This is a genomic window from Kitasatospora sp. NPDC093102 (genome assembly GCF_040683915.1).
In the GTDB taxonomy this organism is placed as follows: Bacteria; Actinomycetota; Actinomycetes; order Streptomycetales; family Streptomycetaceae; genus Kitasatospora.
This window is the reverse complement of sequence record NZ_JBFBFA010000001.1, coordinates 208,512-233,540: the sequence shown is the minus strand read 5'-3', so window position 1 is coordinate 233,540 and position 25,029 is coordinate 208,512. Positions and strand designations below refer to the sequence as shown.

Below are 25,029 nucleotides of genomic sequence, written 5' to 3'. Positions count from 1 at the left end.
CCATCACCAGGCACGTTCCGCCCCGGCCGGCAGCCCCGGCCGGTGCCGTCGAAGGGAGCGCCGCCGTGCGCCGCACCGTGTTCAACGAGGACCACGAGGCCTTCCGGGAGACCATCCGGGACTTCATCGCCAACGAGGTCGTCCCGGTCTACGAGAGCTGGGAGGCCGAGGGCCACCCGCCGCGCGGCTTCTACCGGCAGCTCGGCGCACTCGGCGTCTACGGCATCGAGGTGCCGGAGGAGTACGGCGGCGCGGGCGAGAGCGGGTTCAAGTACCAGGCGGTGATCGCCGAGGAGACCGCCCGGGCGGGCGTGAGCTTCGGCTCCTCCGGCGTGCACACCGGCCTGGTGCTGCCGTACCTGCTGGAGTACGCGAACGAGGAGCAGAAGCGGCGCTGGCTGCCCGGCTTCGTCTCCGGCGACATCATGACCGCGATCGCGATGACCGAGCCCGGCGCCGGATCCGACCTCGCGGGCATCTCCACCACCGCGAGGCTCTCCGAGGACGGCACCCACTACGTCCTGAACGGCGCCAAGACCTTCATCACCGGCGGCGTGCTGGCCGACCTCGTCCTGGTGGTCTGCCGCACCGCCCCGTACGACCCGGAGAACCGCCGGGCCGGGCTGTCCATCCTCTGCGTGGACACCGCCTCCGAGGGCTACACCGTCGGCCGCAAGCTCCAGAAGATCGGCCTGCGCACCTCGGACACCGCCGAGCTGGCGTTCAGCGACGTCCGGGTGCCGGTGGAGAACCTGCTCGGCGAGGAGGGCAGGGCCTTCTCCTACCTGACCCACAACCTGGTGCAGGAGCGGCTGGCGATCGCCGTCGGCGCGTACGCGGCGGCCGCAGCGGCGGTGCGGTTCGCGGTGCAGTACGTCAAGGACCGCAAGGTGTTCGGCAAGGCGGTGGCCGAGTTCCAGAACACCAAGTTCACGCTGGCCGACTGCGAGGCCCAGGTGATGGCGCAGCAGTCGATGGTGGACCGGGCGCTGGAGCTGTACCAGAACGGCGAACTGACCGTCGCGGACGCGGCCGCGGCGAAGCTGTTCTGCACCGAGTCGGCCTCCACCGTGATCGACAAGTGCCTCCAGCTGCACGGTGGTTACGGCTACATCCTGGAGTACCCGATCGCCCGGCTCTACACCGACAACCGGGTGTTCCGGATCTACGGCGGCACCAGCGAGGTCATGCGCAGCATCATCGCCAAGTCGCTCGGGCTGTAGGCCCGTCCGGGGCCGACGGCGCGCCGGGCCGCACCCCTCGGCGACCCGCCTCGCCGCTGCCGGCCGGGCGGGCTCAGTTGGGCGAGCCGTGCTCGGCGCGCCAGGCCTCCCAGCCCGCCGCGGAGGCCACCTTCGCCTCCCGCAGGGCCCGCTGGGCGAGCGTGCCCGGCGGGGTTTCCAGGCCGCGCACCCAGCTGCGCCCGGCCGCGATCAGCGCCGCGCACACCACCACCGTGCCGGCCGCACTGAGCACGGTGCCGATCGCGGTGAGCGCCACACCGCCGGTCAGCAGCGGGCGGTTGACCCGGAACCCGGGAATGACTCTGTCGTTGGTCGCCATGCCTCCACGATGCGGGCAGCCGGCGGAGCCTGCACGTCGGGCTGCTCGGCCCGGGTCGCTCCGGGTGCGGGAGGCCCGGACGTCCGCGACGCTGGGCACACGGAGTGAGGAGGCGGCGCGATGCCCGATCTCGAACAGCTCGCCGTGGAGCACGCCGCCCTTGCGGCCGAGAGCCCGCACGGGCGCAGCGCCCACCTGGTGCTGCACGACGGGATCCTGCGCCAGACCGTGATCGCGCTGACCGCGGGCACCGCGCTGGACGAGCACAACCCGCCCACCGCGGGCAGCGTCCAGGTCCTGCGCGGCCGGGTCTCGCTGACCATCGCCGGACGGCGGCTGGAACTGCCGGCCGGCCGCCTGGAGCCCGTCCCGCAGGAGCGGCACGGGCTGCTGGCGCACGTCGACTCGGTGGTGCTGCTGACGGCCGTCACCGCGTAGCGGACCCGGCCTCCACGGGGCCGAACACGCTGTCGCCGACCAACCGCAGTCCCCGCAGGAAGTCCCGTCCGCTGGGAGCGAGTTCGGGCGCGGCCAGCCACTGGGCGCAGTAGCCGGCCAGCAGGGTCTGGTAGAAGGCGCCGCGGACGACCTCCTCCTCGGTGTCCGGCACCTCGGGCAGCCCCTGGAAGACCGCGGCCAGCCCGAGCCGGCCCTCCTTCTGCGCCGCCGCGAAGGCCTCCGCCAGTTCGGGGGCGTGTCCGGCCTGGGCGAGCGCCTCGAACTGGGCCGCCCAGAGCCCGCGGTGCTCGACGAAGACGTCCCGCAGGCCGTCCCAGACGGCCGCGAAGCGCACCTCGGGGTCGTCCGACACCTGGTTGGCGGCGATCACCACCGCGCCCAGGGCCTCCCCCATCTCCCCGATCGCCTCGATCATCGCCGCGTTGAGCAGCGCCTCCTTCGAGCCGAAGTGGTAGCCGATCGCGGCCAGGCTGACGCCGGAGGCGGTCGCGACGTCGCGGGCGGTGGTGCGCCCGTAGCCCTTCTCGTACAGGCAGCGCTTGGCGCCGGCCATCAGGTCTTCGCGGTTTCCCATTCCTCGATCCTACGGAAGCCCTGGACGAATGTCTCGCACGAATGTCTTGCACGGGCGATTTACACATACGTACTAGACAAGCGTCTTACCCGCCCGTACCGTCTTCCCCATGACCGCAACCACTGGCCGCGCAGGCCGTCGCGAATGGATCGGCCTGGCCGTCCTCCTGCTCCCGACCCTCGTCCTCGCCATGGACATGGGCGTGCTCTTCTTCGCCGTCCCGTACATCTCCACCACGCTGGCGCCCAGCGGCACCCAGCAGCTGTGGATCATGGACATGTACTCGTTCCTGCTGGCCGGGCTGCTCATCACGATGGGCGCGCTGGGCGACCGGATCGGCCGCCGCCGGCTGCTGATGATCGGCGCCTCCTGCTTCGCGGGCGCCTCGCTGCTGGCCGCCTGGTCGCACGACGCCGGCCAGCTGATCGCGGCCCGCGCGGTGCTCGGCGCCGCCGGGGCCACCGTGATGCCCTCGACCCTCGCGCTGATCCGCAACATGTTCCACGACCCCAAGCAGCGGCAGATCGCGCTCGGCGCCTGGGGAGGCATCCTCACCGCCGGGGCCACCCTCGGCCCGGTCGCCGGCGGCCTGCTGCTGGAGCGCTTCTGGTGGGGCTCGGCCTTCCTGCTCGCCGTCCCGGTGATGGCCCTGGTGCTGCTGACCGCGCCCGTCCTGCTCCCCGAGTACCGCTCCACCGGACGCACCGGACGCTTCGACCTGCTCGGCGCCGCGCTCTCACTGGCCGCGATCCTGCCGCTGGTCTACGGCATCAAGACGGTCGCCGTCGAGGGCTGGAGCCTGCTGCCCGGGCTCGCCGTCCCCGCCGGACTGCTGCTGGCCGGCGCGTTCGTCCTGCGCCAGCGCGCCGCCGCGAACCCGCTGCTCGACCTGAGCCTGTTCCGGATCCGCACCTTCAGCGGCGCGATCAGCGTCAACACCGTCGCGATGTTCGCGATGATGGGCTTCGCCCTCTTCACCTCGCAGTACCTCCAGCTGGTCAAGGGCATGAGCCCGCTGGCCGCCTCGCTCTGGTCGCTGGTGCCGAGCCTGGGCGTCGGCGCGGCGGTCGGGGTCAGCTCGGCGCTGGCCGGCAAGGTCCGCCCGGCAGTGCTGATGGGCGGCGGCTTCCTGGTCGGCTCGGCGGGCTTCGCGATGATGACCCGGGTCGGCCCGCACTCCCCGCTGGCGCTCGTCCTCACCGCGGCGGGCGTACTGGCCGCCGGGACCGTCGGCACCATAACAATGACCGCCGAGATGGTCGTCTCCGCCGCCCCGGTCGAGCAGGCCGGTGCCGCCTCCGCCACCTCCGAGACCGCCGTGGAGCTCGGCAGCTCGCTTGGCATCGCCCTGCTCGGCGCGGCCGGCGCCGCGGTCTACCACCACCAGCTGGACGGCACCCTCCCGGCCGGCGTCGACGGCGAGGCCGCCCGGACCGCCCAGGACACCCTCGGCGGCGCGGTCACCGTCGCCGCCCACCTGCCCGGCCGGCTCGGCGCCGACCTGCTGGAGACCGCCCGCACCGCCTTCACCGACGGCCTGCACGTCGCCGCCGTGGTCGGCCTGGTCTTCGCCCTGGGCGCCGCGGTCCTGGCCTACCGCCTGATGCGCCACCTCCCGGCCGCCGCCCCCGCACCCACGCCCGAGGCCGTCGCCGCCTGACCCACCCGGCCCGATCCACGCGAGTCATCGAGAGCCCCCGCCCACCCCGGGCGGGGGCTCTCCGCCGTTGCGGAGGCAGCCACCCGCCGCGGCCACCGGCCGGCCCGGCGGCCGCACCGAGCACGGCGCGCCGCCGCGCCCAGCCTCCACCCAGGGGTGGACCGCGATGGCTCCACCCCCGGGTGCGTGTGCCGACGGCCCACCCGGAGGACCGTGGAAGCACACCTCGGATCCGACCTCCGGGAGCCCCTGATGTCCCTGCCCGCTCTCCTCTCCCTCCTCGGCGTCCTCTGCTGGACCGCCTACGAGCTGCTGCTGCGCCGGCGCGAGGACGCCTCCGCCGGCACCTGGCACGCCGACCGCCGCGACCGCGGGTCGACCCGGCTGCTGCTCGGCTGCTACCTGGTGTCGGTCCTGGCCGTGGTGCTGTTCGACCGCGCCGCGATCGGCGAACTGCCCGTCTGGGCGGGCTGGTTCGGGGTGGCCATGGTGGCCGTCGGGCTGGCGCTGCGGGCCTGGGGCATGCGCACCCTGGGCCGGTACTACACCCGCACCCTGCGCACCGTGGACGACCAGCACCTGGTCCGCACCGGCCCGTACCGGCTGATCCGGCACCCCGGTTACGCCGGCAGCCTGCTGGTCTGGGCCGGCTACGCGGTCGGCACCGGCAGCTGGGCGGCCGCCCTGGTGGTCGCGGCGCTGCTCCTGACCGCGTACGGCCGGCGGATCTCCGCCGAGGAGCGGCTGCTGCTGGACGTCTTCGGGAGCGAGTACGCGGAGTACCGTCGGGTGTCGAAGCGTCTGGTGCCGTTCGTCCACTGATCGCACCGCCGCGGGCGGAGGGTGTGAGCTTCGGCACCCGCAATCGGCCAGGCGGGTGCCACGGCGCTCGCGATCCGCTCGAACGGCACCTGGTTTTTGGCCAGCGTTTCCCGGCTGGTGTATCCGTTCGCCGTCAGGGCCAGGCATACTGGCCAGCACGGGCGCTAGCGCCCGCCACGACTCTAGACAAGAAGGGACCGGTGGCCAGGGATGCTGCGGAACGGTCTTGAGCCCTGGCACATTCTCGTGGTGCTGGCGGTCGTCATCCTGCTGTTCGGATCGAAGAAGCTGCCCGAGATGGCCCGCGGTCTGGGCAAGTCCATGCGCATCCTGAAGGCCGAGACGAAGGCCATGCGCGAGGACGACACCCCGGCGGACGCCGCCGCCGGCACCGCGCAGAGCACCGCCGCTCCCCAGCAGAGCGCCGACCGCCCGGCCGTCACGCCGACCAACGTGACCAAGGCCGCCGAGACCAAGCGGCCCGAGACGACCGCCTGAGTCCCCCTCTTCTCCGGAAAGCCCCTGGTGAGCCACCAGGGGCTTTCCGCCGTTCCGGGCCGGTGGGGGAACGCTCCGGCGCACGAGCGTCGACTGGCCGTCCGATCTGATCCGTTGTCTCCTGGTATGCACCCCTCGGAGGAACGGAGGCCCGGCATGCCGACCGACCAGCCCGGCGACGAACTGGCCGAGCTGCGGGCCCGGCTGAGCGCGGTCGAGGCCCAGGAGGCACGGCTCGCCGACCAGTTGGCGGCCGGACCGGCACGGCACCCGCCCCGGCACCGGATGCGCTCCTTCTTCTCCGCCCTGCTGATCGTGCTGGCCTGCGTGCTCACCCCGCTCGGCGCCCTCGCGCTCTGGGCGAGGTCCGAGATCAGCGACACCGACCGCTACCTCGCGACCATGGCCCCGCTGGCCAAGGACCCCCGGGTCAAGGCTGCCGTCGCCGACCGGGTGACCGCCGAAATCATGAAGAAGCTCCCGCTCGAATCACTGCTCGACGGCGTCGCCCCGGCCGACAGGCCCAAGCTCGACGCCCTGCTGGGCAGCATCGGCCAGGCCCTGGACAGCGGACTCGGCAGCTTCGTCCACACCGAGGTCGAACGGCTCGTGGACAGCGACGCCTTCACCACCCTCTGGACGGACGTCAACCGGCAGGCGCACGCCGCCGTCGAGAAGATGGTGACCGGACAGGGCGGCGGCGCCGTCGAGGTCCGCAACGACACGGTGCTGCTCGACCTCGCCCCCGTGATCGCCCGGGTGAAGTCCGCACTGGTGGACCGGGGGCTCCCGCTGGCCTCCCGGATCCCGGAGATCCACACCTCCTACCCGCTGGTGCAGTCCGACGCCCTCCCCAAGGTCCGCACCACCCTGCGGGTACTGGACCTGGCCGGCTTCTGGGTGCCGGTGCTGGCCGGCGCCTGCGCGCTCGGCGGGGTACTGCTCGCGACGCGCCACCGCCGGGCGGTGGTGGCGGCGGCCCTCGGCATGGCGGGCGGGGCGCTGCTGCTGGGCATCGGGCTGAGCGTGTTCCGGGCCGTCTACCTGGACCGGCTCCCGGCCGACGTCGACCAGGCGGCCGCCCAGGCGGTGTACGACACCCTGGTGCGGTACCTGCGCTCGGCCGTCCGGGTGGTGGTCACCCTCGGCCTGCTGGTCGCGCTCGGCGCCTGGATCATCGGCGGCGGGCGGTGGGCGCGCACCGTCCGCGGCGGCTGGAGCGCCGGGCTGGGCGCGGTGCGGCGGGTGGCCGAACGGGCCGGTCTGCGGCTCGGGCCGGTCGGCCGGTTCGTCCACCGCTGGAAGGCCGCGCTGGGCTGGCTGGCGGTCGCGGTCGCGGCGCTGGCCTTCGTGCTGTGGAACTACCCGACCGTGCTGGTGACGCTCTGTCTGGCGCTCGGGCTGGTCGTCGTACTGGCGGTGCTGGAGCTGCTGGACGAGCCGGGGCCCGCTGAGCGGCCGGAAGGAGGAGCCCCGGTCTCGGCCTGAGGGACGATCACGCGGGGCCCGGGGCCGCCCTAGGGTCGGCAGGGTGTGGGGAACGACGTGGAGGGGCTCGCGGCTGCTGCGGCCCGCGCTGATCGGCTCCGGGCTGGGGTACCTGCTGCTGGCGGGCCGTCCGCAGGCTCTGACGGCGACGGACTGGGCGGTCGCCGTCGGCGCGCTGCTGCTCGCGGCGCTCGGCGGGCGCCTGCCGCTCGCGGTGGCGCTCGGGCAGTGCGCGCTGACCGTGCCGGCCGTGGCGCACGCCGTGCAGGTGGAGGTCAAGGTCGGCGTGGCCGCGGCCTTCTTCGAACTGGCCGTACGGCGGTGGGGCCGTCCGGTGGCGGGGCTGTGGGCCGTGCTGCTCTGCGCGGAGCTGGCACACGCCTGGCCCTCCGTACCCGACGCGCTCTACCGGACGGCGCTGTTCGGCGGCGTACCGGTGCTGCTGGCCCGCTACATCCGCGCCGCCGAACGGGTGCGGCAGGCGGCCGAGGAACGGGCCCGGGAGGCCGAGCGCAGCCGGGACCTCGCCGAATGGGGCGCCCGGATGGGCGAGCGCGCCGCGATCGCCCGCGAGCTGCACGACATGGTCGCCCACCACCTGGCCTCCACCGTGCTGCGGGTCGGCGTCGCCCGGCACGTCCTGCCGGACGCCGACCCCCGGCTCACCGCCGTACTGGACGACGTGCACGCCGGCGCCACCGCCGCCCTCGCCGACCTGCGCCGACTGCTCACCGCCCTGCGCGAGCCCGACGCCGGGCAGCTGGCCCCGCTGCTCGCCGAGACCGCCGACCTGCCCACCGCCGTCGCCGGGGTGGTGGAGCGGTCGCGGGCGGCCGGGCTGCGGGTCGACGCGGTGATCGGCGGCCGGCTCGCCGAACTCGACGCCATCGGCGGGCTGACGGTGCTGCGGCTGGTCCAGGAGGGGCTGGCGAACGTGGTGAAGCACGCCGGCCCGGGCGCGCGCGTCCGGCTGCGGGCGACGACGGAGAACGGGAACGTGGCACTGGAGCTGGAGAACACCCGCGGGCAGGCCGGGCCGGCGCCCGTGGACGGCGGACACGGGCTGCTCGGGATGCGGGAGCGGGTGGCACTGGTCGGCGGCACCATCGAGGCCGGACCGGTACCGGACGGCTGGCGGCTGGCCGCCTCCTGGCCGCTGGGGACGGGGGCGGCGGCATGACCGGCGTGCTGATCGTCGACGACCAGCAGCTGGTCCGGGCCGGGGTGCGGATGCTGGTCGAGTCCACGGACGACCTGACGGTGGCCGGCGAGGCGGCGGACGGTTCCCGGGCGGTCGAGCTCGCGGTGCGGCTGCGGCCCGACGTCGTGCTGATGGACCTGCACATGCCGGGGACGGACGGCATCGCGGCGACGGCTCAGCTGCTGTCCCGTCTTCCCTCGGCCCGGGTCGTGGTGCTGACCACCTTCGATGACGACGACCGGCTCTACCCGGCCCTGGCCGCCGGCGCCTGCGGCTTCCTCGCCAAGGACGTCGAGCCGGGCGCGGTCCTGGACGCCGTCCGGCGGGCGGCGGCGGGCGACAGCCCGTACAGCCCGGCGGTGCTGCGGCGGGTGGTGGCCCGGGCGGCGGAGGACTGGGCGGGGGCGGAGCGGAGGGCGGTACCGGAAGTCCGCTTCACGGACCGGGAGAGCGAGGTGCTGCGGCACCTCGCGGACGGGCTGTCGAACGCCGAGATCGCCGGACGGATGCACCTGGGGGTGACGACCGTGAAGACGCACGTGTCGAACCTGATGACCAAGACGGGGAGCCCGAACCGGGTGCGGCTGGCGGTGCTGGCCATCCAGCGGGGGCTCGCCTGATCGGAGCAGGCGAGCGGGCGGACGGGGTCGGGTGCGGGGCAGGCTGGGCAGGATGTCCGAGAACCCGCCCCCGCCCGTCGACCTGCGGTCCTGGTTCTGGCTGCTGGGCGCGTCCACGCTGTTGATGGCCGGATACTTCACGCTGCCGCTGGAGTGGCTGGGCGAGCGCCGGCCGCGGCTGAGCTGGCTGGTGTTCGTGGGGGCACTGGTCGGGATGAGCTGGCTGATGCTGGCCAAGATCATCGGAGTGATCCGGGGCACCGCCAGACGGCCGGTGGTCTGGCTGATCTTCCTGATCTTCCTGGCGCTGACCATCTTCGCGGCGACGTACTACGTGCTCGGCTCGCACAAGGCGGAGTTCGACGGGCTGGAAACCCGGCTGGACGCGCTGTACTTCACGATCGTGACGATGGCGACGGTGGGGTACGGGGACATCACCCCGGCGGGGCAGACGGCGCGGCTCGTGGTGGTCCTCCAGATCGGGTACAACTTCGTGTTCCTCGCGGCGGCCGCCGGGACCGCGTCCCAGGCGATCCGCGGGAACGTCGAGCGAAGGATCCGGAAGCAGGACTGAGTCCGCCACGGCGGGCGGTACGCGGACGGCACGTACCGGGCGGGCCGGACGGGCCGGCACAGTACCGGGCCGACCTCGGTGTGACGGGAACGGGAAACCGGAGGGGCCGGCGTCCCGGCCCTTCGACAGGCTTGTCCACAGGCTGTGGACAAGCCTGTGTCAACCGCGGGCCGTCAGCGAATCGGCGTCCGCCAGGGCGGCGACCGGGCTCGTCAGTCGTCCTGGAGGTCGGCGGTGGTGTGCAGGGTGGCGTACAGGGCGGAGAGCCGGGCGTTCCAGTTGGCGTAGGTCGGAACGTCGACGGCGTGCTTCTTGCCCATGTCCCGGATCACCTTCTGGGCGTTCCTGAGCTCCTGCGCGGCGTCGTCCGGGTTGCCCTCGTTGAGGCGGGCGGCGGTGGCGTCGAGGATCTTCAGCAGGTCCGTCTGCTTGTCCCGCTCCTTGGTGACCTGGGCCTGGGCGACGGCCTGGCGGAAGGACTGGATCTGCTGCGCGGCGGGCTGGTTGCGCGGGACGGCCGCGGTGGAGGCCGGGGGTGCCGAGGGGGTGGTGGGCGCCGACGAGGTCGCGGTCGCGGAGGCCTTCGGGGCGGGCGTCGCGGCCGGGGTGGTGGAGGTGGTGGCCGCGGCGGGCTTGGCGGCGGCCGCGTTGCCGGCCGGCTCGTCGAAGGCGGTGAGGGCCAGCGCGGCGACGCCGGCCAGGCCCGCCACGCCCAACGCCCCGAACACCAGCGGCTTTCGGCGGCTGCGGGCGGGAGCGGGCGCGGGCGCAGGGGCAGGCGCCCGGACGGGGATCGGCGCCATCACCGAGGTGGCGGCCGGCGGCTGGGGCGGCAGCACCGTGGTGTGCTGCTGGTTCGGCGCCGGGGAGAAGGGGACGGGCGGGAGCAGCTGGGTGGCGACCCCCGCCGCCCCCGCGCTCGCCAGCAGCTCGGCGGTCGGGTCGCCGACCATCAGCCCCGGGACGGTGCCGAGGATCTCGGCCCGGGCGGCGGCCGCGCCGGCCGGGCGGTCGGCCGGGTTCTTGGCCAGCAGCCGAAGCACCGCCGCGTCCAGTGCGGGCGGCAGGCCCGGACGGCGGGCGGACGGCGCCGGCGGCTGCTCGCTGACGTGCTTGAAGGCGATCGCCACCGGGGTCTCGGCGGTGAACGGGGTCGCGCCGGTGAGCATCTCGGTGAGCACGCAGCCGACCGCGTACAGGTCGGTCCGCCCGTCCAGCGCCGAGGCGGTGGCCTGCTCGGGCGAGAGGTAGGCGGCCGTACCGAGCACGCTCGCGGTCTGGGTCAGGTTGCTGGAGGAGCCGGCCCGGGCGATGCCGAAGTCGACGACCTTCACCCCGCCGTCGTCGGTGATCATGATGTTCCCGGGCTTGATGTCCCGGTGCACCAGCCCGGCCGCGTGCGCGACGGACAGCGCCTCGCAGACCGCCGCCGCGATGCCGACGGCGCGCTCCACCGGCAGGGTCCGCTGCTCGGCCAGCAGGGCGGCCAGCGAACGGCCGTTGACCAGCTCCATGACGATGAACGGGGTGCCCTGGTCCACGCCCGAGTCGAAGACCATGACGATCCTCGGGTGCACCAGCATGGCCGCGTGCTGGGCCTCGCGGCTGAAGCGCTCGGCGAAGCGGGGGTCGTCGGCGAGGCCCCCGTTGAGGACCTTGACGGCCACCTGACGGCCCAGCACCCGGTCCACGCCTCGCCAGACGGTGGCCATGCCGCCGACGCCGAGCATTCCGACGAGTTCGTAACGCCCGTTCAGCGCCCGTCCGATCACCTGGAGCTCCCCTCACGTGCCCTGCCCGGGGTCCCGGGCCGCCTCGTGCACCTGTGCACGATAGCCGCACCGTCGAACGGGCCGACCAGGGGCGGAGGGTGGCGGTCGGGGGACCGGGCAGCGGTCCCCCGGCCGCCGGCACGGGGGTGCGGCCCGCCCTGACTGCGGGCGGGCGGGCCGCACGTTTCCGGGCCGGCCGGGCCGGCGGCGCGTCCGGGGTGCGCCTGCCGGTCCGGCCGGAGCCGGCCGGGTGGTCGGTGGGCACGGGGGAGCCGACCGGCCACCCGGGGTCTTCGGGTGGTACTGCTTCCCGTCGGTCCGGCCGGTCCGGCCGGTCCTGCGGGTCCTGCGGTGGTGCTGTTCCGGGTGGGCGACGAGCCCGGGGGGAGTCGCTCGCCGCCCACCCGGAGTTCTGGGGGTTACCTCCCGGCCGACTGCTCGTTCTCGGTCCGGTCGGTCCTGCTCGGGCGGACGTCCTGCGGGGCGGGGGTGGGCGGGACGAGCGGGACGGTCACGCCGGACTTGCCCGGCCTGCCGCCGGTGTCCTGACCGTTGTCGCCGCTGTCCTGGCCGTTTCCACCGCTGTTGGCGTTGCCGCTCCCGTTGCCACTGCCGCCGGTCCGGCCTCCGCCGGTGTTCCCCTTGCCGGCTCCGGCGGTCGCGCCGGTGCCGGTGCGACCGGGGTCGCGCGTCGGGGCGGTGCCGCCCTGGTGGTCGCCGTCCTCGTCACCGATCGCGGCGTTGCAGTAGTCCGCCACCCGGTCCGCGCCGCCGGCCGCCGCGACCAGCGGGCCGTACCGCGGCTCACCGGCCAGCCGGCTCGGGCGCTCGCCCTTGGCCGTACCGTCGGTGAAACCGGTGCAGAGGCCGACCAGGGCGGGCGGGACGGCCGGGTGGCCACCGCGTCCCTCGGCGGAGGGGGTGCCGGGCGTCGCGGGGCCGGACGGGACGACCGCCTGCGGCCCGGCGGAGGCGGTTCCGGAGGAACGGCCGGAGCCGGACGCCACGGCATCGGACGGGGCCACGCCGACGGACGAGCCGGCGGCCGACGAGCCCGGCGCGGTGGCCGCGCCCACGCCCGCGAGCCCGTGCTCCGGCGCGGACGGGCCGCCACCCAGCGCGGACGGCAGGCTGCCGGTGCCGGCGGCGACGGCGACACCGCACAGCGCGGTGGCGCCGAGCACGACGGCAGTGGCCTTCGTGCTGAAGGCCCTGGCCAGCGCGGCGGTTGCCATCGATCGTCTCCGGACGGGGGTCACTGTCGGGTCGGGCGTGAGACCGGCCTCCCGGAACGCGGCCAGGGCGGCCTCCTCCCCGGCCAGTTCGCCGGCCGTCGCGGGGGCGGCGGCCGCGGCGAGCACCCGGGCGAGCTGCCCGGGACCGCCGTCCGGTCCGGTGAGCGAGGCGTCCTGCCCGGCCGACGGGCCGCCCACAGCACCACCGAGCAGCTGCTCAGCGGTGTCACGGTCGATCCGACGGGATCGGTTGGTGCTCATCTCATGTCCTTCAGCGTCGCGGCCCGGCGTTCTGTCACACCCTGCGGAGAACTTTTTTTCGCGGCTTTCCCCGCAGGTCGCCCGGCGGCCTCGCCCGCGCTCACTCCAGGGGCCGGTCCGGGGACGCCCCCCGGGGCTTCGGGGCCCTGTCCGGCCCCCGCGCCGGCCGTCGCGCCGCCGCCCCGGGCGGCCGGGATGCCGCCCCCGGACGCGAGCGGCTCGACCAGCTTGGCCAGCCGCCGCAGCCCCCGGTGGGCGGCCATCCGGACGGTGCCGGCCCGCTTGCCGAGCACTTGGGCGGCACTCTCCGCGTCCAGCTCCATGACCACCCGCAGCAGCACCGCCTCGGCCTGGTCGCGCGGCAGCCGGGAGATCAGGGCCAGGGCGTCGGCGGTGCCGACCGTGGTCAGCGCGGCGCGTGCGGTGTCGTCCCCTGCCGCCAGCTCGACCAGCTGCTCGAAGGGCAGGTCGGCGACCGGACGGCGGCGCCGGGCACGCAGGTGGTCGAGGGCGCGGTGGCGGGCGATGGTGGCTGCCCAGCCGCGGAAGCCGTCCCCGTCGCCGGAGAAGCCGCGCAGGTCGCGGGCGATCTGCAGCCAGGCCTCGGAGGCGATGTCCTCGGCGTCCTGCGCGTCCTCCGGCCGGCCGCCGACCAGGACCCGCAGGTAGCGCAGCAGGCCCGGCTGGACAGTCCGGAAGAGCAGCCGGAACGCCTCCTCGTCCCCGCCCTGCGCGGCCCGGACCGCCTCGGTCAGGTCGGGGGGAGCGGGGGCCGGGCCCGGTGGCGGGCCGGTGGGTGGTACTGGTCCGGACCGGCCGACGGGGCTGTCGGTGCCCGCTCCGGGGCGCTCTGCACTCTGCACTCGCCACATGATGCGCCATTCGGGCGAACGCTTCGGCTCCGGCCGAAGGACCGGTCCGGCCGGGGCCGAGGTCCCGAGGACTGCTGTCGTTCGCCCACGGCCCGCAAAGGCCCGTCCGGCCTACGTTGTCTGTAGGCGAAGCAGTCCGGACCGCCGAGATGCCCGGACGCCGGATCCGCCGACGCGCCCGGCCCGCCACCGTGACCCCGCCGCGCCCGAGGGCGCACGCACGACCCGTGCAGGCCCCTGTCGTGCGCCCCTCCCCCGGCCGGTCCGAGCAGATCCGGTCGGCCCCGTCCGGGCCGCCGCGGTGGCCCGGGTGCAGCGCGCCGAGCCGGCCGACGAGGCTCTGGTGCTGACCGGCGCCCGGACCCGCGGCGACGGCGCCGCCCGGACGGTCCTGGCGGGCGTCGCTCAGGGCTTCCTGTCCGCCGGGGACGAGCGCTTCGGCACCGTCCGCTGCCTGGACACCCTGGGCCGCGAGCTGTGGGCCTTCCCCGTCGAGGAGCAGGACCTTCCCCGTCGAGGAGTGAAAAGCAGCAGGTAGGGGGCGGTGTCACGACGCGCACCATGACAACTGTCACGCGGATGACGCAACGGACGGCACTGCCCTGACGGAGGGCCGGACGGAAAAACTGGAGGCACGACGCGGGCAGCGGCCCGCGGCCACCAGCCGGGGGAGGAACCCACCGTGAGCCAGACCGTCAGCGCCACCGCCGTCACCGGCACCGTCGCCCTCACCAGCACCGTCACCGGCACCACCGCCACTCCTGCCCGGGACGCCGCCACGGGTGCCGCCCACGCCGAGGCGCCCAACCCGCTGGTCTCCGGGCTCCGCCCGCTCGCCCTCGACGTGGCCGCCCCGCTGGCCGGCTACTACCTGTTGCACTCGGCGCTCGGTCTGAGCGAGTTCGCCGCGCTGGCCTGGAGCAGTGCCTTCCCGGCCGCCCGGACCGTCCTGGGCCTGCTGGGCGAGCGCAGGCTCAACCTGTGGGCCACCCTGATGCTGACCGTGAACCTGGCGGGCCTGGCGCTGACCTTCGTCACCGGCGACGCCCGGCTGATGATCGCCAAGGACGGCGGGCTGAGCGGCACCGTGGCACTGGCGATCCTGGCCTCCGCGCTGATCGGCCGACCGGTGATGACCCCGATGCTGATGCCCTTCCTCACCAAGGGCCGGCGGGAACGCTCCGCCGCCTGGCAGCGGCTGGTCGAGGGCCGGGCGGCCGGGTCGCGGGCCTTCCGCCGCCACGAGCGCCTGTTCTCGGGCATCTGGGGCACCGCGCTGCTGACCGAGTGCGCGGCCCGGGTGGTCGGCGCCTTCACCCTGCCGGTGTCGACCATGGCCTGGCTGTCCACCGTCTTCCTGATCGGCGCGATCGTGGCCGGTTCGATGCTCGGCCAGATCGCGGTCGAGCCGATGGAGCGGCTGGTCCGCGCAGAGACCGAGGCCCCGACCGCCGCCTGAGCGCGCGGTCCTTCCCTCCCTCCCCTTCCCGCCTTCCTGAACAACCGGTTCCGAGGACTCGAACAGCGAGGAACCATCCGGATCTCCCGGGAGTCGTCACATAACGAGGGGGTAACGGGACCCCCGACGAGGAAACGGGGAGCCCCATGCACCGGACGACGCACGCGCCGAGCAGCACCGTGGACCGCACGCTCGTCTGGGACGGCTGCCTGAACGTCCGCGACCTGGGCGGACTGCCCACCGCCTCCGGCCGACTCACCGCCCACCGCGCGATAGTCCGGGCGGACAACCTGGACCGCCTCACCGCCGAGGGCTGGGACGCCCTCCTCGACCACGGCGTCCGCACCGTGGTCGACCTGCGCAACGCCGAGGAGTACAAGCCGCTCCTTCCGCTCCCCGAGGGCGTCGAGCTGATCCGCGTCCCGCTGGACGAGCTGGCCGGCCCCGCCCGGTGGGAGGCCCACGGACGGCTGGACGGCACCCCGCTCGCGCTTCGCCCGTACCTGGACCACTGCCCGCACGCCGCCGCCGCGCTGATCTCCGCGATCGCCGGCACCCGTCCCGGCGGCGTGGTGGTGCACTGCGGCGCCGGCCGTGACCGCACCGGCCTGGCCGCCGTGCTGCTGCTCGCCCTGGCCGGGGTCGACCGGGCCGCGATCGCCGAGGACTACCTGCTGAGCGGCCCCAACATCCGCCCGCTGTACGGGATGCTGGGCCTGCCGGACCCGTACCGCCGGATCGACGCGGTGCTCGCCGAGGCCGGGACCACCGCCGAGGCCGCCCTGGCGGCCGCGCTCGACGGGTTCGACCCGGCCGGCTACCTGCTCGCGGCGGGCGTCGCACCCGAGCGGATCGCCGCCGTCCGGGAACGGCTGCTGCCCGCCGCGTAGCGCGGGCCCCGACGCCGCCACGATCACCGTCAACCGACGGTTGACGATCCTCGGGTCGACAACCTACGGTTGACGCATGGAGAATCCTGTTGTTCCCAACACCACTCCGCTGCGCCTCGACGACCTGATCGCCGCGATCAAGAAGGTCCACACCGACGCGCTCGACCAGCTCTCCGACGCGGTCATCGCCGCCGACCACCTCGGCGAGCTCGCCGACCACCTCATCGGCCACTTCGTCGACCAGGCCCGCCGCTCCGGCGCCTCCTGGACCGACATCGGCCGCAGCATGGGCGTCAGCAAGCAGGCCGCCCAGAAGCGCTTCGTCCCCAAGGACCCGGGCACCCCGAACGACCTCGACCCCAGCCAGGGCTTCAGCCGGTTCACGCCCCGGGCCCGCAGCGTCGTGGTGGCCTCGCAGGAGGAGGCCCGCAAGTCGGGCAACGCCGAGATCACCACGGCGCACCTGCTGCTCGGCCTGCTCGCCGAGCCCGAGGGCATCGGCGCGAAGGCGCTCGCCGCGCAGGGCGTCACCCCGCAGGCCGCCCGGGAGGCGGTCACCGCCACCCTGCCGGCCGCCGTCGACGGGCTGCCCGCACTGATCCCGTTCGACGCCGAGAGCAAGAAGGCGCTGGAACTGACCTTCCGGGAGGCGCTCAAGCTCGGACACAACTACGTCGGCACCGAGCACATCCTGCTCGCGCTGCTGGAACTGGAGAACGGCCAGGGCGTGCTGGCCGGGCTGAAGGTGGACAAGTCCGAGACGGAGACCTTCGTCTCGGAGGCGATCGCCGCCATCATCGCCGCTCGGGACGAGGAGTCCGGGCCGCAGCAGTGAGACCACGGCGCCCTGCCCCGGACGGAACTCCCCTCCGGGGCAGGGCACTTGCGCTCAGAACCCGGAGACGCGGGTGGTGACGATCCGGACCCGGCCGTCCTCGGCCGCCTCCAGCGCCGCCCGCAGCCGGGCCGAGCGGGCCGGCCCGAGGAGCCCCATGGCGTCCTCGACCGGCGCCCAGCGGTGGGTGTCCAGCTCGCCGGCCGGGACGGTCACGGGGGTGCCGTCCGGGACGGTCCCGAAGTCGAACATGAAGTGCTGGGCGGGGTGGTCGAGTTCGTCCGAGGCGTGGGTCCAGGAGATGACCAGCAGCTCGCCCGCCTCCCGAACGATGCCGGTCTCCTCCTCCAACTCCCGCACGGCGCACTCGACCGGGCCCTCGCCGAGGTCGATCGTGCCGCCCGGGAACTGCCAGTGCTCGCGGTACCCGGCCTTCACGATCAGGATCCGTCCGGACTCGTCCCGCAGCAGGCAGCCCGCCGCCGCGTAGATCCGGGGCAGGGACGCCAGCCATTCCTCGCGGGACTTCAGTGGCTCAGCCGTCACGGTGCTCCTCCTGGGGTGGGTGCGGTCGCCCCTACTTTGCCACCCGACCGATGAGCCGCGGCCCCGCCGGCGGTCCTATCCGGCATGGACACTGTGGAGACCACACCGGGCAGCCCCGTACTGACCTGCGACCTGGCCGCGCTCACCGCCCCCGACCTGGCCGTCGTCGACGCGCTCGCCCGGCTGCGGCTGGCCGCCGCCCGGCACGGGGTGGCCGTGGTGCTGCTGAACACCGGCGGGCCGCTGCGCCAACTGCTGGCGTTCAGCGGCCTCTCGGCGCTGCTGCCGGGCGCGGCGGATCCCCTGGACCTCGCGCAGCTACCCGGCGGCGGGACCCGTGACGGGCTCGACGGCTTCGGCGGGCTCGACGGCTTCGACGGGCTCGGCCTCCAACCGGGGCGGGAGGCCGAAGAGCGGGAAGAGCACGCCGGTGTCCAGGAAGTTGGTGAAACCGGTGATCCGGTTCCCTGACACCTCCAGCACGATCACCGCCCACGGCTCGTGCCCGCCCGCCGGGCTCGGCCGGTACTGGCCGAAGGCCCGGCCGCCGTTGGCCGTCACCGGCAGCAGCCGGGAACCGCGGCAGCCGTGCCCGGGGCCCAGCATCCACGCCCGGATCTCGTCCTGCCCGCGCAGCCACATCGAGAACGGCGGCATGTTGAGCGTGACGTCCTCGTGCAGCAGCGCGGCAAGGCCCTCCATGTCGTACGCCTCGAAGGCGCGGACGTAGCGCTCCAGCAGCGCGCGGTGGTCCTCGTCCAGCTCCGGGGCCGGCCGGGCGGCCGAGGCGTCCGTGGCGAGCACCGCCCGCGCCCGCTGGAGCGCGCTGTTGACCGAGGCCACCGTGACGCCGAGCAGTTCGGCCACCTCGGCGGCCTTCCAGCCGAGCACCTCGCGCAGGATCAGCACCGCCCGCTGCCGGGGCGCGAGGCGCTGGAGCACGGCGACGAACGCCAGCTTCACCGACTCGCGCTGGGCGGCCACCTCGGCCGGGTCCCCCGTCTCGGGCAGCACCCGGCCGTCCGGTGCAGGACCGATCCACGTCATCTCGGGCAGCTGGGTGCCGTGCGCGGTGGCCACCGTGACCGGGCCGGCCAGGTCCATCGGCCGGGCCCGGCCGTTGCGGCCGTTCAGCGCGTCCAGGCAGACGTTGGTGGCTATGCGGTACAGCCAGGAGCGCAGCGCGGCCCGCCCCTCGAAGCCCTTGTGCCCGCGCCAGGCGCGGACCATGGTCTCCTGCACCGCGTCCTCGGCCTCGAAGACCGAGCCGAGCATGCGGTAGCAGTAGCCGGTCAGCTCGGTGCGGTACCGCTCCAGCTGGAGCTCGACCGGCTCCTCCGTGATCACGTCGGCCATGGTGCGCCCGCCCCCGTCGTCCTGCCGTGTGCCCTGGTGAACGGGACGAACGTAGCGCACGCGACTGACAACCGCCCTTCGGGAGCGGCCGGCTCGGTGCCGGCCGGCTCGGTGCTGTCCGGCTCGGTGCTGTCCGGCTCAGTGCTGTCCGTACGCCTGTCCGGAGCCGAAGCCGGCGGTCACCAGCTTCCACAGGGTGGGGAACTCCTCGCCGGTGATGCCGGTCGGGTTGAGCCCGACGACCACGCTGCGGGAGAAGTCACGGGTGGCGAAGACGCCGGTGGTGTAGCCGGGCCGGGAGCCGTTCTTGCCCCAGATCTCGGTGCCGTTCGGCAGGACGGTGCGCAGCAGGCCGGCGGTGCTGTAGCAGGCGTGCCCGGCGGTCGGGCCGATCTCGCAGTTCTTGTTGTGGTCGTTCGGCAGGTCCGGGACGGCGAACACCTCGGCCTGCTGGGCGGGCGGCAGCAGCCGGCCGCGGTAGAGCGCGTCGAAGAAGCGCTCCAGGTCGGCGGCGGAGGAGATCATGCCGCCCTCGGCCCACGGGTACGGGCTCTGCTCGGTGACGTCCACCCGGGCGGTGCTGCCGTCGGCGTTCCGGACGTCCACGTAGCCGGTGGCGTGCGGGCCGTGGATGGTCAGGTCGTCGGCGGCCGGGACGTAGGTGGCGTGCAGGCCGAGCGGGCCGGTGATGCGCCGCCGCACCTGGTCCGCGTAGTCGTCGCCGGTGATCTTCTCGATCACCAGCGCGGCGACGAAGTAGTTGTTGCCGTTGTACTGCTGCGCGGTGCCGGGCTCGAAGTTCCTCGGCTGGGTGCGCATGTCCGCCACCACCTGCTGGGGGCTGAAGTAGGTCGCCTTGTGCGCGGCGAACCACGCCGTGCTGCCGTCCCCCGAGGTCATCCCGCCGCCTCCGGGCAGGCCGCTGGTGTGGTTGAGCAACTGCCGTACGGTGACCTCCGGGTCGGCCGGCAGCAGTCCGGGCAGGTAGTGCTGGACGGTGCCGTCCAGGTCGACCCTGCCCTCGGCGGCGAGCTGGAGCATCACCGTCGCGGTGAACACCTTGGTGACGCTGCCGATCCGGAACCGGGCGTTCGCCGGCACCTCCTCCCCCGAGGTGCCGCGCCACCGCGCACCCGGGCCGTCGACCCGGACCAGCGCACCGGTGATGCCGGCGGGCAGGGAGCCGAGGGTCGCGGCGAGCGATTCCCGGTCCAGCGGGCCGGGTTGGGCCGTCGCGGGCGCGCGGGACGGCCCGGCAAGGGCGACGGTGGCGACGGCCGGGGAGGCTCCCGCGGCCAGGGCCGGGGTCGCGACGCCGACCGTGGCGGCGGCGAGCAGCGCGCCGGCTGCTGCGAGGACGGACCAACGACCGGTGCGGGTACGGCTGTTCATGCGGATTCTCCCCAATGGCGGCTCACCCGGCGGGTGTCGGGCCACCCTGGCGGCGGCCCGCCCGGTCGGCGGTGGCTCTGACGGGAGAGAGTCTTCGGGGCGGCGCCGGGCCGCGGCATCCGGGAGCACCCCCGAACCCTCCCCGAGAACGCCCCTGACCGCACGTCAGGGGCGGTGCGACCGTGGCCCGGTCGCCCGCCCCTGCGGTGGGGTGCGGCTCAGTGGGCGGAGTGCTTCTCCGCACCACGGTGCCGGTGCCCCTTGAGCTCGGCGTGCATCGCCGGAGCCGCGTGCATCGTCGTGCCCGGCGCGTCCCTTCCGCCGTGCCGGAACACCTCGCCGGCGCCGTGCCCGCCGGCGGCGTGGGACATCGCGCCGGCGCTCGGCTCCGGCGCGAGCCGGATGGGCGGACTCGCCATGCCCCGGCGCTCCAGCAGCTCCTGCGTGCCCTGGCGGAACTTGGCGGTGCTGCCTGGCGTTCGCTTGGTCATCGTCGGCCTCCCTTCGTCGGCCGCCGGCCGGACGGATGCCGGGCAGCGGGGCCGCATGGGCGTTATGTCCGGATTTTATCCGGGCTGCGGGCCCGCGCCACTGTGGAGAAGCCGCCCGGCCGCTGCGGGAACCGTGCGCGGCCGCGGTGCGCAGGAGCCGCACGCGACCGCGGTGCGCGGGAGCCGTACGCGGGAACCCGCCTCAGCCCATGACCTCGTGGACGAAGCACCAGCGCCAGTCCTCCCCCGGCTCGTAGGAGCGGATCACCGGGTGGGAGGTGTTGTGGAAGTGCGCGGTGGCGTGCCGCTGCGGCGAGAAGTCGCAGCAGCCGATGTGACCGCAGTCCAGACAGATCCGCAGGTGCACCCAGTCCCGGCGACCCTGCGCCAGGCAGTCGGCGCAGCCGTCGACGGGCGGCCGGGGCTCGATGTCCTGAGGGGCCAGAGCGAGGTCTTCGCAGGCGCTCATGACTGAAAGGCTATGCCGCCCCGGCGCGGAGCGCCTGCTCGGGGCCGAGGACGTCGCCGACCTCGTCGCGCTACACCGTCAGCCGCCCCGCCACGTCAACCTGCGCCACCTGGTCGTCCTGCCGACCGGCCGGCGCAGGGCCACGCCGTACCGGCACGGCGGATTCCCCGCTCCTCGTCCACCGGCGGCATGGGAGCATGCCACCCGTGGCGATCGTGACGGGGAGAACGAACGACGAAACCGGCGGGGGCGACCCCGGCGGTTCGACCGCGCGGCGGGAACGCGGCGTGGGGACGCAGGGCAGCGGCAACACCGGCGACACCAGGGGACCGGCCGACGGCAGCGCAGGTGCGGCCACCGCCCGGATACCCGAGCAAGCCGGCACCGGCCGGTTCCGGGCCCGCACGCTGCCCGCCACCGACCGGGTCCGGCAGCCCGTCGCCCTGATCCGGCTCCTCGGCGGCCTGTTCGCCATCGCCCTCACCCTGCTGCTCGCCGACTACGCCCGTGCCACCACCGGCGGCATCGCCGCCGATGTCGCCGAGGCGGCCGCGCTGGTGCCGCGCCCGATGGCCGGCCTGGCCGGCGGGCTCACCACCGCCGCCGTCCTGCTGCTCCCGGTCGGCCTCGCCGCCCGTCGGCTGCTGGGCCCCGACCGGCGGCGCGCCCTCCAGCAGGTCTCCGACGGGCTGCTCGCCGCCGTCCTCGCGTACGGCGCCACGCTCGGCCTGGGCCTGTGGGCCGACAGCCTCGCCCCGGTCTCGCTGCTCACCGCGCTCACCCAGCCCCTGCCCGGCGGGCTCGGGCACACCGAGCCCGTCTACGGCTACCTCGCGCCGGTCCTCGCCTTCATGACCGCCTCCGGCAGCCGGGAACGCCGCCTGCCCTGGACCGTCCTCGCCCTCTCCGGCCTCGCCGGAGTGACCGGCGGGTACGCCACCCCCACCGCGCTCCTGCTCGGACTGCTGATCGGCTGGACCGGCGCCCACGGCACCCTGTACGCGGTCGGCACCCCCGATCCCTGCCCCCGGCCCGGCGAGGTCCTGCGCGCCCTGCGCGACAGCGGCCTGCGGCCGGTCGAGGCCCAGCCGGCCGGCCCCGACCGCTACCGGGTCCGGCAGGCCGGCCACCGCCCCGACCTCGACGTCCGAATCCTCGACCGGCAGGCCGTCACCGCCGCCGCCGTCCAGCGCGCCTGGCGCCGGCTGCGCCTGCACACCGCCCCCGACCCGCGCGTCCTGCGCTCCCCGCGCACCGGGCTGGAGCACGAGGCACTCGTCACCTATGCGGCCCTCGCGGCCGGTGTCCGGACCCGTCGCATCGCCGCCACCGCCGGCCTCGGCCAGGACACCGCCCTCATCGCGTACGAACGGCTGGCCGGACGCACCCTGGACGAACTCGCCGACGAGGAGATCACCGACGAGCTGCTCACCGACGCCTGGCAACAGCTCGCCCTGCTCCAGCGCCGCGAGATCGCCCACCGTGCCCTCGTCCCCTCCTCCCTGCTGATCGACGACTCGGGCGCGGTGCACCTGGTCGACTTCGCCGACGGCGACATCGCCGCCACCGAACTCGTCCTGCACTGCGACCTCGCCCAGCTCCTCACCACCCTCGCCCTCCGCGCGGGCGCCGCCCGCGCCGTCCGCACCGCCATCGCCGTCCTCGGGCCCGACCCGATCGGCGCCGCCCTCCCGCTGCTCCAGCCCATCGCCCTCACCCACACCACCCGGCGCGCCCTCAAGCAACACGCGAAGAGCACCGCCACCCGGGCCGCCGAGCCGGACCCCCACCACGACGCCCCCGCCCCCAACGGCCTGCTCGACGAGATCCGTGCGGAGGTCCTGCGCACCCGCCCGCAGGTGGTGGGCCGGCCGGTGCGGCTGGAACGGGTGCGGCCGCGGACCCTGCTGGTCGTCGTGGGCGGGGTGGTGGCCGGCTCGCTGCTGATCCCGCAGCTGTTCGCGTCCGAGGACAACCCGGTCTCCGCCCTCGCGGACGCCGATCCCTGGTGGCTGCTGCTGGCGCTGGCCGCGGCGGCGACGAGCCATGTCGCAGCGGCGATGGGCTTCGTCGGTTTCGTGCCGGAGCGGCTGAACTTCCGCAACGCGGTGCTGGCGCAGGTGGCCGGATCGTTCGTGAAGCTGGTGTCGCCCGGCGGCGTCGGCGGTGTCGCGCTGAACACCCGCCTGCTGCAACAGGCGGGCATCCCCACCGCCCAGGCGCTGTCCAGCGTCGGCGTGGGGACACTGATCGGCCTGGTGCTGCACCTGCTGCAGCTGGGGGCCTTCGTCTACCTGCTGGGCTTCGAGCCGGGCGGCTCCGAGCTGGACGCACTGCCCACGGTGGTCGGCGGGCTGGCCGGGGCGGCGGCGCTGCTGGCGGCGGTGTCCGCGATCCCGGTGACCCGGCGGTGGCTGGCGACGCGGCTGCGGCCGCTGACGGCCGAGGTCGTGCCGCGGCTGCTGGACCTGCTGCGCAGCCCGACCCGGCTGGCGGTGGGGGTGACCGGGCAGCTGCTGGTGTCGATCTGCCTGATCGCCTGCCTGTACTGCTGTGCCCGGGCGATCGGCCGGGAGCCGTCCTTCGCCTCGGTCGCGGTGGTGTTCCTGGTGGGCAACGCGGTGGGCAGCGCGGCACCGACTCCGGGCGGGGCCGGCGCGGTGGACGGGATGCTGATCACCCTGCTCCAGCAGACCGCGTCGATGGAGCAGGGCGCGCTGGCCGCGGTAACGCTGTACCGCCTGCTGACGCTGATCCTGCCGGTGCTCCCGGGCTGGGCGGCCTTCGTCTGGCTGCAGCGCCGCCGGGCCCTCTAGCCGCGCCGGGCCCCGTGGCCGGGCCCCGGTCACCGGGGTTGAAGCCCGGCCCGGCGCCCGTCGGCTACTCCCGGTACTCCTCCTCCACGTCGCCGTGCCGGACCGCCCGGGTCTGTTCCACGACGTCCGCGACGTTGGTCGCCGGGTCCGCACCGAGGGACCGGCGTTCGGCCACCTCGTCGTACGTGTCGCCCTCGGGTGCCTTCTCGTCGGGCTCGACGGTCTCGGCGGTCTCCTCGATCAGGTATTCCTCGTGCTGTTCCTGCGGCATGGCATCCGTCCTCACTGTTCGGAGGCCTTCACGGGCCCGGCTGGCGGTACTGGCAGTATCCGCCGCCCGGCACCCGGACGCGAAGTGCCGACCCCGCCCCGGCGTGTTGCCGGGACCTGCGCAACGCCTGGCCGGCCGGCCCGATTGACCCACGAAACAGCACCCTGAATGACCCAGGGGGCGGGTGCATTCCGCGCCTAGGGTCATCACCATGACGACGAACGAGATCACCCGGACCACCGCAGCCACCGAGACCCCCGCCCGCCTCGACTACGCCCGCACCGCCCCCAAGGTGTTCCGCGCGATGATCGCCCTGGACGCCGCCGCCCGCGAGGGCCTGGACCCGGCCCTGGTCGAACTCGTCCAGATGCGCACCTCCCAGCTGAACGGCTGCGCGTACTGCCTGGACATGCACGCCAAGGACGCCCGCAAGGCCGGCGAGACCGACGAGCGGATCTACCTGCTGCCGGTCTGGCCGGAGGCCCCGGCCGGGGTGTACACCGAGCGCGAGCGGGCCGCCCTGGCGCTCGCCGAGGAGATCACCCGGATCGGCGGCGGCGTCTCGGACGCGGTGTACGCCCGGGCCGCCGCGCACTTCGCCGAGGCCGAGCTGGCACAGCTGATCTCGGTCTGCTTCACCATCAACGCCTGGAACCGCATCAACGTGGCCACCCGCAAGACCCCCGGCACCGCCTGACCGCACCGCCGTGCGGGAGCGGCGGCGGGCGGTGGCAGAGCGGCGGCGGGGCGGTAGCAGGGCCTCGGCGGGGCGGTAGCAGGGCCTCGGCGGGCGGTGGCAGGGCGGCGGCGGGAGCGCCGTCACGGGGCGACGGCCGGAACGCCGTCCGGGCCACCAGGGGTACGATCGGTGCCGTACAAAGGGCTAACCCACACCCACCCGGTGG

At 74.7% G+C, this 25,029-nt stretch carries 26 protein-coding genes and 1 pseudogene; 16 read left to right on the top strand and 11 right to left on the bottom strand.

The features are described 5' to 3' along the window. Positions 1 to 65 precede the first annotated feature (65 nt). The gene (locus AB0O11_RS01075) at positions 66 to 1,223 is read left to right on the top strand and encodes an acyl-CoA dehydrogenase family protein (RefSeq protein ID WP_363380364.1); all 1,158 of its coding nucleotides are present in this window, start codon (positions 66 to 68) and stop codon (positions 1,221 to 1,223) included. Between the two features lie 73 nt (positions 1,224 to 1,296). On the opposite strand, the gene AB0O11_RS01070 is transcribed toward AB0O11_RS01075, so the two are convergent. Next, positions 1,297 to 1,563 (bottom strand): hypothetical protein, encoded by a 267-nt coding sequence (locus tag AB0O11_RS01070; RefSeq protein WP_363380361.1) that lies wholly within the window; start codon positions 1,561 to 1,563, stop codon positions 1,297 to 1,299. Between the two features lie 120 nt (positions 1,564 to 1,683). Between AB0O11_RS01070 and AB0O11_RS01065 the strand changes: the two genes are divergently transcribed. Further along, positions 1,684 to 2,001, top strand: a complete 318-nt coding sequence (locus AB0O11_RS01065) for a cupin (RefSeq protein WP_188299973.1) — start codon at positions 1,684 to 1,686, stop codon at positions 1,999 to 2,001. Here the strand turns inward: AB0O11_RS01065 and AB0O11_RS01060 are convergent. Then, a complete protein-coding gene (locus tag AB0O11_RS01060; protein ID WP_363380358.1) occupies positions 1,991 to 2,596 on the bottom strand; it encodes a TetR/AcrR family transcriptional regulator in 606 nt (201 codons plus the stop codon). The genes AB0O11_RS01065 and AB0O11_RS01060 overlap by 11 nt on opposite strands. Positions 2,597 to 2,705: 109 nt before the next feature. Between AB0O11_RS01060 and AB0O11_RS01055 the strand changes: the two genes are divergently transcribed. The 7 genes from AB0O11_RS01055 to AB0O11_RS01025 all read left to right on the top strand — a co-directional run bounded on the left by AB0O11_RS01055 (position 2,706) and on the right by AB0O11_RS01025 (position 9,459). Further along, positions 2,706 to 4,256 carry an MFS transporter gene (locus AB0O11_RS01055; protein ID WP_363380356.1) on the top strand — a complete coding sequence of 517 codons (1,551 nt, stop codon included), beginning with the start codon at positions 2,706 to 2,708 and terminating at the stop codon, positions 4,254 to 4,256. A gap of 252 nt (positions 4,257 to 4,508) precedes the next feature. Next, entirely contained in the window at positions 4,509 to 5,078 is a 570-nt protein-coding gene (locus tag AB0O11_RS01050; RefSeq protein WP_363380353.1) for an isoprenylcysteine carboxylmethyltransferase family protein, read from the top strand. Positions 5,079 to 5,288: 210 nt separating this feature from the next. After that, positions 5,289 to 5,576 (top strand): Sec-independent protein translocase subunit TatA, encoded by a 288-nt coding sequence (gene tatA / locus AB0O11_RS01045; RefSeq protein WP_363380351.1) that lies wholly within the window; start codon positions 5,289 to 5,291, stop codon positions 5,574 to 5,576. A gap of 156 nt (positions 5,577 to 5,732) precedes the next feature. Beyond that, positions 5,733 to 7,064: a hypothetical protein gene (locus tag AB0O11_RS01040; RefSeq protein WP_363380350.1), complete on the top strand. Its 1,332-nt coding sequence runs from the start codon at positions 5,733 to 5,735 to the stop codon at positions 7,062 to 7,064. Positions 7,065 to 7,107: 43 nt separating this feature from the next. After that, on the top strand, positions 7,108 to 8,244 hold the full coding sequence (locus AB0O11_RS01035; RefSeq protein ID WP_363380349.1) for a histidine kinase: 1,137 nt from the start codon (positions 7,108 to 7,110) through the stop codon (positions 8,242 to 8,244). After that, positions 8,241 to 8,885, top strand: coding sequence for a response regulator transcription factor (locus AB0O11_RS01030; protein ID WP_363380347.1), 645 nt, complete (start codon positions 8,241 to 8,243; stop codon positions 8,883 to 8,885). The genes AB0O11_RS01035 and AB0O11_RS01030 overlap by 4 nt, the downstream gene beginning before the upstream one ends. Before the next feature lie 52 nt (positions 8,886 to 8,937). After that, complete coding sequence (locus AB0O11_RS01025) at positions 8,938 to 9,459, top strand: ion channel (protein ID WP_363380344.1); 522 nt, start codon at positions 8,938 to 8,940, stop codon at positions 9,457 to 9,459. A gap of 212 nt (positions 9,460 to 9,671) precedes the next feature. Here AB0O11_RS01025 and AB0O11_RS01020 read toward each other — a convergent pair whose 3' ends face one another. The 3 genes from AB0O11_RS01020 to AB0O11_RS01010 all read right to left on the bottom strand — a co-directional run bounded on the left by AB0O11_RS01020 (position 9,672) and on the right by AB0O11_RS01010 (position 13,482). Beyond that, on the bottom strand, positions 9,672 to 11,231 hold the full coding sequence (locus AB0O11_RS01020) for a protein kinase (RefSeq protein ID WP_363380341.1): 1,560 nt from the start codon (positions 11,229 to 11,231) through the stop codon (positions 9,672 to 9,674). Positions 11,232 to 11,650: 419 nt separating this feature from the next. Further along, positions 11,651 to 12,727: a hypothetical protein gene (locus AB0O11_RS01015; protein WP_363380338.1), complete on the bottom strand. Its 1,077-nt coding sequence runs from the start codon at positions 12,725 to 12,727 to the stop codon at positions 11,651 to 11,653. Then, positions 12,724 to 13,482: an RNA polymerase sigma factor gene (locus AB0O11_RS01010; protein WP_363381244.1), complete on the bottom strand. Its 759-nt coding sequence runs from the start codon at positions 13,480 to 13,482 to the stop codon at positions 12,724 to 12,726. Before AB0O11_RS01010 ends, AB0O11_RS01015 begins: the two co-directional genes overlap by 4 nt. Positions 13,483 to 13,909: 427 nt before the next feature. Here AB0O11_RS01010 and AB0O11_RS01005 point away from each other — a divergent pair, with 427 nt between their 5' ends. The 4 genes from AB0O11_RS01005 (at position 13,910) to AB0O11_RS00990 (ending at position 16,783) form a co-directional block, all read left to right on the top strand. Then, positions 13,910 to 14,137 (top strand): hypothetical protein, encoded by a 228-nt coding sequence (locus tag AB0O11_RS01005; RefSeq protein WP_363380336.1) that lies wholly within the window; start codon positions 13,910 to 13,912, stop codon positions 14,135 to 14,137. Positions 14,138 to 14,281: 144 nt separating this feature from the next. Next, on the top strand, positions 14,282 to 15,058 hold the full coding sequence (locus AB0O11_RS01000; RefSeq protein ID WP_363380333.1) for a VC0807 family protein: 777 nt from the start codon (positions 14,282 to 14,284) through the stop codon (positions 15,056 to 15,058). 146 nt (positions 15,059 to 15,204) lie between these two features. Then, on the top strand, positions 15,205 to 15,948 hold the full coding sequence (locus AB0O11_RS00995) for a tyrosine-protein phosphatase (RefSeq protein ID WP_363380330.1): 744 nt from the start codon (positions 15,205 to 15,207) through the stop codon (positions 15,946 to 15,948). A gap of 76 nt (positions 15,949 to 16,024) precedes the next feature. Further along, positions 16,025 to 16,783 (top strand): Clp protease N-terminal domain-containing protein, encoded by a 759-nt coding sequence (locus AB0O11_RS00990; protein WP_363380328.1) that lies wholly within the window; start codon positions 16,025 to 16,027, stop codon positions 16,781 to 16,783. Positions 16,784 to 16,837: 54 nt separating this feature from the next. Here AB0O11_RS00990 and AB0O11_RS00985 read toward each other — a convergent pair whose 3' ends face one another. Beyond that, positions 16,838 to 17,329, bottom strand: a complete 492-nt coding sequence (locus tag AB0O11_RS00985) for an NUDIX hydrolase (protein WP_363380325.1) — start codon at positions 17,327 to 17,329, stop codon at positions 16,838 to 16,840. An 84-nt stretch (positions 17,330 to 17,413) separates the two neighbouring features. Between AB0O11_RS00985 and AB0O11_RS00980 the strand changes: the two are divergent. Continuing rightward, positions 17,414 to 17,602: pseudogene (locus AB0O11_RS00980) on the top strand (STAS domain-containing protein); the annotation flags it as partial. A 45-nt stretch (positions 17,603 to 17,647) separates the two neighbouring features. Here the strand turns inward: AB0O11_RS00980 and AB0O11_RS00975 are convergent. The 4 genes from AB0O11_RS00975 to AB0O11_RS00960 all read right to left on the bottom strand — a co-directional run bounded on the left by AB0O11_RS00975 (position 17,648) and on the right by AB0O11_RS00960 (position 21,037). Further along, the gene (locus AB0O11_RS00975; RefSeq protein ID WP_363380322.1) at positions 17,648 to 18,685 is read right to left on the bottom strand and encodes a sigma-70 family RNA polymerase sigma factor; all 1,038 of its coding nucleotides are present in this window, start codon (positions 18,683 to 18,685) and stop codon (positions 17,648 to 17,650) included. A 138-nt stretch (positions 18,686 to 18,823) separates the two neighbouring features. Continuing rightward, entirely contained in the window at positions 18,824 to 20,077 is a 1,254-nt protein-coding gene (locus AB0O11_RS00970; RefSeq protein ID WP_363380320.1) for a serine hydrolase domain-containing protein, read from the bottom strand. A gap of 218 nt (positions 20,078 to 20,295) precedes the next feature. Then, on the bottom strand, positions 20,296 to 20,568 hold the full coding sequence (locus tag AB0O11_RS00965; RefSeq protein WP_363380317.1) for a hypothetical protein: 273 nt from the start codon (positions 20,566 to 20,568) through the stop codon (positions 20,296 to 20,298). Positions 20,569 to 20,770: 202 nt separating this feature from the next. Beyond that, positions 20,771 to 21,037 (bottom strand): UBP-type zinc finger domain-containing protein, encoded by a 267-nt coding sequence (locus AB0O11_RS00960; RefSeq protein WP_224283046.1) that lies wholly within the window; start codon positions 21,035 to 21,037, stop codon positions 20,771 to 20,773. A gap of 206 nt (positions 21,038 to 21,243) precedes the next feature. On the opposite strand from AB0O11_RS00960, the gene AB0O11_RS00955 reads away from it, so the two are divergent. After that, the gene (locus AB0O11_RS00955) at positions 21,244 to 23,853 is read left to right on the top strand and encodes a lysylphosphatidylglycerol synthase transmembrane domain-containing protein (RefSeq protein WP_363380315.1); all 2,610 of its coding nucleotides are present in this window, start codon (positions 21,244 to 21,246) and stop codon (positions 23,851 to 23,853) included. A gap of 64 nt (positions 23,854 to 23,917) precedes the next feature. Here AB0O11_RS00955 and AB0O11_RS00950 read toward each other — a convergent pair whose 3' ends face one another. Further along, entirely contained in the window at positions 23,918 to 24,124 is a 207-nt protein-coding gene (locus AB0O11_RS00950; protein ID WP_224278377.1) for a hypothetical protein, read from the bottom strand. Between the two features lie 211 nt (positions 24,125 to 24,335). Between AB0O11_RS00950 and AB0O11_RS00945 the strand changes: the two genes are divergently transcribed. Continuing rightward, on the top strand, positions 24,336 to 24,821 hold the full coding sequence (locus AB0O11_RS00945) for a carboxymuconolactone decarboxylase family protein (RefSeq protein ID WP_363380312.1): 486 nt from the start codon (positions 24,336 to 24,338) through the stop codon (positions 24,819 to 24,821). The last annotated feature ends 208 nt before the right edge of the window (positions 24,822 to 25,029 follow it).

What these genes read in the sequence shown, in the direction of transcription:
- AB0O11_RS01070 (WP_363380361.1), bottom strand. Translation starts at nt 1,563, where the DNA reads ATGGCGACCAACGACAGAGTCATTCCCGGGTTCCGGGTCAACCGCCCG.
- AB0O11_RS01065 (WP_188299973.1), top strand. Translation starts at nt 1,684, where the DNA reads ATGCCCGATCTCGAACAGCTCGCCGTGGAGCACGCCGCCCTTGCGGCC.
- AB0O11_RS01060 (WP_363380358.1), bottom strand. Translation starts at nt 2,596, where the DNA reads ATGGGAAACCGCGAAGACCTGATGGCCGGCGCCAAGCGCTGCCTGTAC.
- AB0O11_RS01055 (WP_363380356.1), top strand. Translation starts at nt 2,706, where the DNA reads ATGACCGCAACCACTGGCCGCGCAGGCCGTCGCGAATGGATCGGCCTG.
- AB0O11_RS01050 (WP_363380353.1), top strand. Translation starts at nt 4,509, where the DNA reads ATGTCCCTGCCCGCTCTCCTCTCCCTCCTCGGCGTCCTCTGCTGGACC.
- tatA (WP_363380351.1), top strand. Translation starts at nt 5,289, where the DNA reads ATGCTGCGGAACGGTCTTGAGCCCTGGCACATTCTCGTGGTGCTGGCG.
- AB0O11_RS01040 (WP_363380350.1), top strand. Translation starts at nt 5,733, where the DNA reads ATGCCGACCGACCAGCCCGGCGACGAACTGGCCGAGCTGCGGGCCCGG.
- AB0O11_RS01030 (WP_363380347.1), top strand. Translation starts at nt 8,241, where the DNA reads ATGACCGGCGTGCTGATCGTCGACGACCAGCAGCTGGTCCGGGCCGGG.
- AB0O11_RS01025 (WP_363380344.1), top strand. Translation starts at nt 8,938, where the DNA reads ATGTCCGAGAACCCGCCCCCGCCCGTCGACCTGCGGTCCTGGTTCTGG.
- AB0O11_RS01015 (WP_363380338.1), bottom strand. Translation starts at nt 12,727, where the DNA reads ATGAGCACCAACCGATCCCGTCGGATCGACCGTGACACCGCTGAGCAG.
- AB0O11_RS00995 (WP_363380330.1), top strand. Translation starts at nt 15,205, where the DNA reads ATGCACCGGACGACGCACGCGCCGAGCAGCACCGTGGACCGCACGCTC.
- AB0O11_RS00990 (WP_363380328.1), top strand. Translation starts at nt 16,025, where the DNA reads ATGGAGAATCCTGTTGTTCCCAACACCACTCCGCTGCGCCTCGACGAC.
- AB0O11_RS00975 (WP_363380322.1), bottom strand. Translation starts at nt 18,685, where the DNA reads ATGGCCGACGTGATCACGGAGGAGCCGGTCGAGCTCCAGCTGGAGCGG.
- AB0O11_RS00970 (WP_363380320.1), bottom strand. Translation starts at nt 20,077, where the DNA reads ATGAACAGCCGTACCCGCACCGGTCGTTGGTCCGTCCTCGCAGCAGCC.
- AB0O11_RS00965 (WP_363380317.1), bottom strand. Translation starts at nt 20,568, where the DNA reads ATGACCAAGCGAACGCCAGGCAGCACCGCCAAGTTCCGCCAGGGCACG.
- AB0O11_RS00960 (WP_224283046.1), bottom strand. Translation starts at nt 21,037, where the DNA reads ATGAGCGCCTGCGAAGACCTCGCTCTGGCCCCTCAGGACATCGAGCCC.
- AB0O11_RS00950 (WP_224278377.1), bottom strand. Translation starts at nt 24,124, where the DNA reads ATGCCGCAGGAACAGCACGAGGAATACCTGATCGAGGAGACCGCCGAG.
- AB0O11_RS00945 (WP_363380312.1), top strand. Translation starts at nt 24,336, where the DNA reads ATGACGACGAACGAGATCACCCGGACCACCGCAGCCACCGAGACCCCC.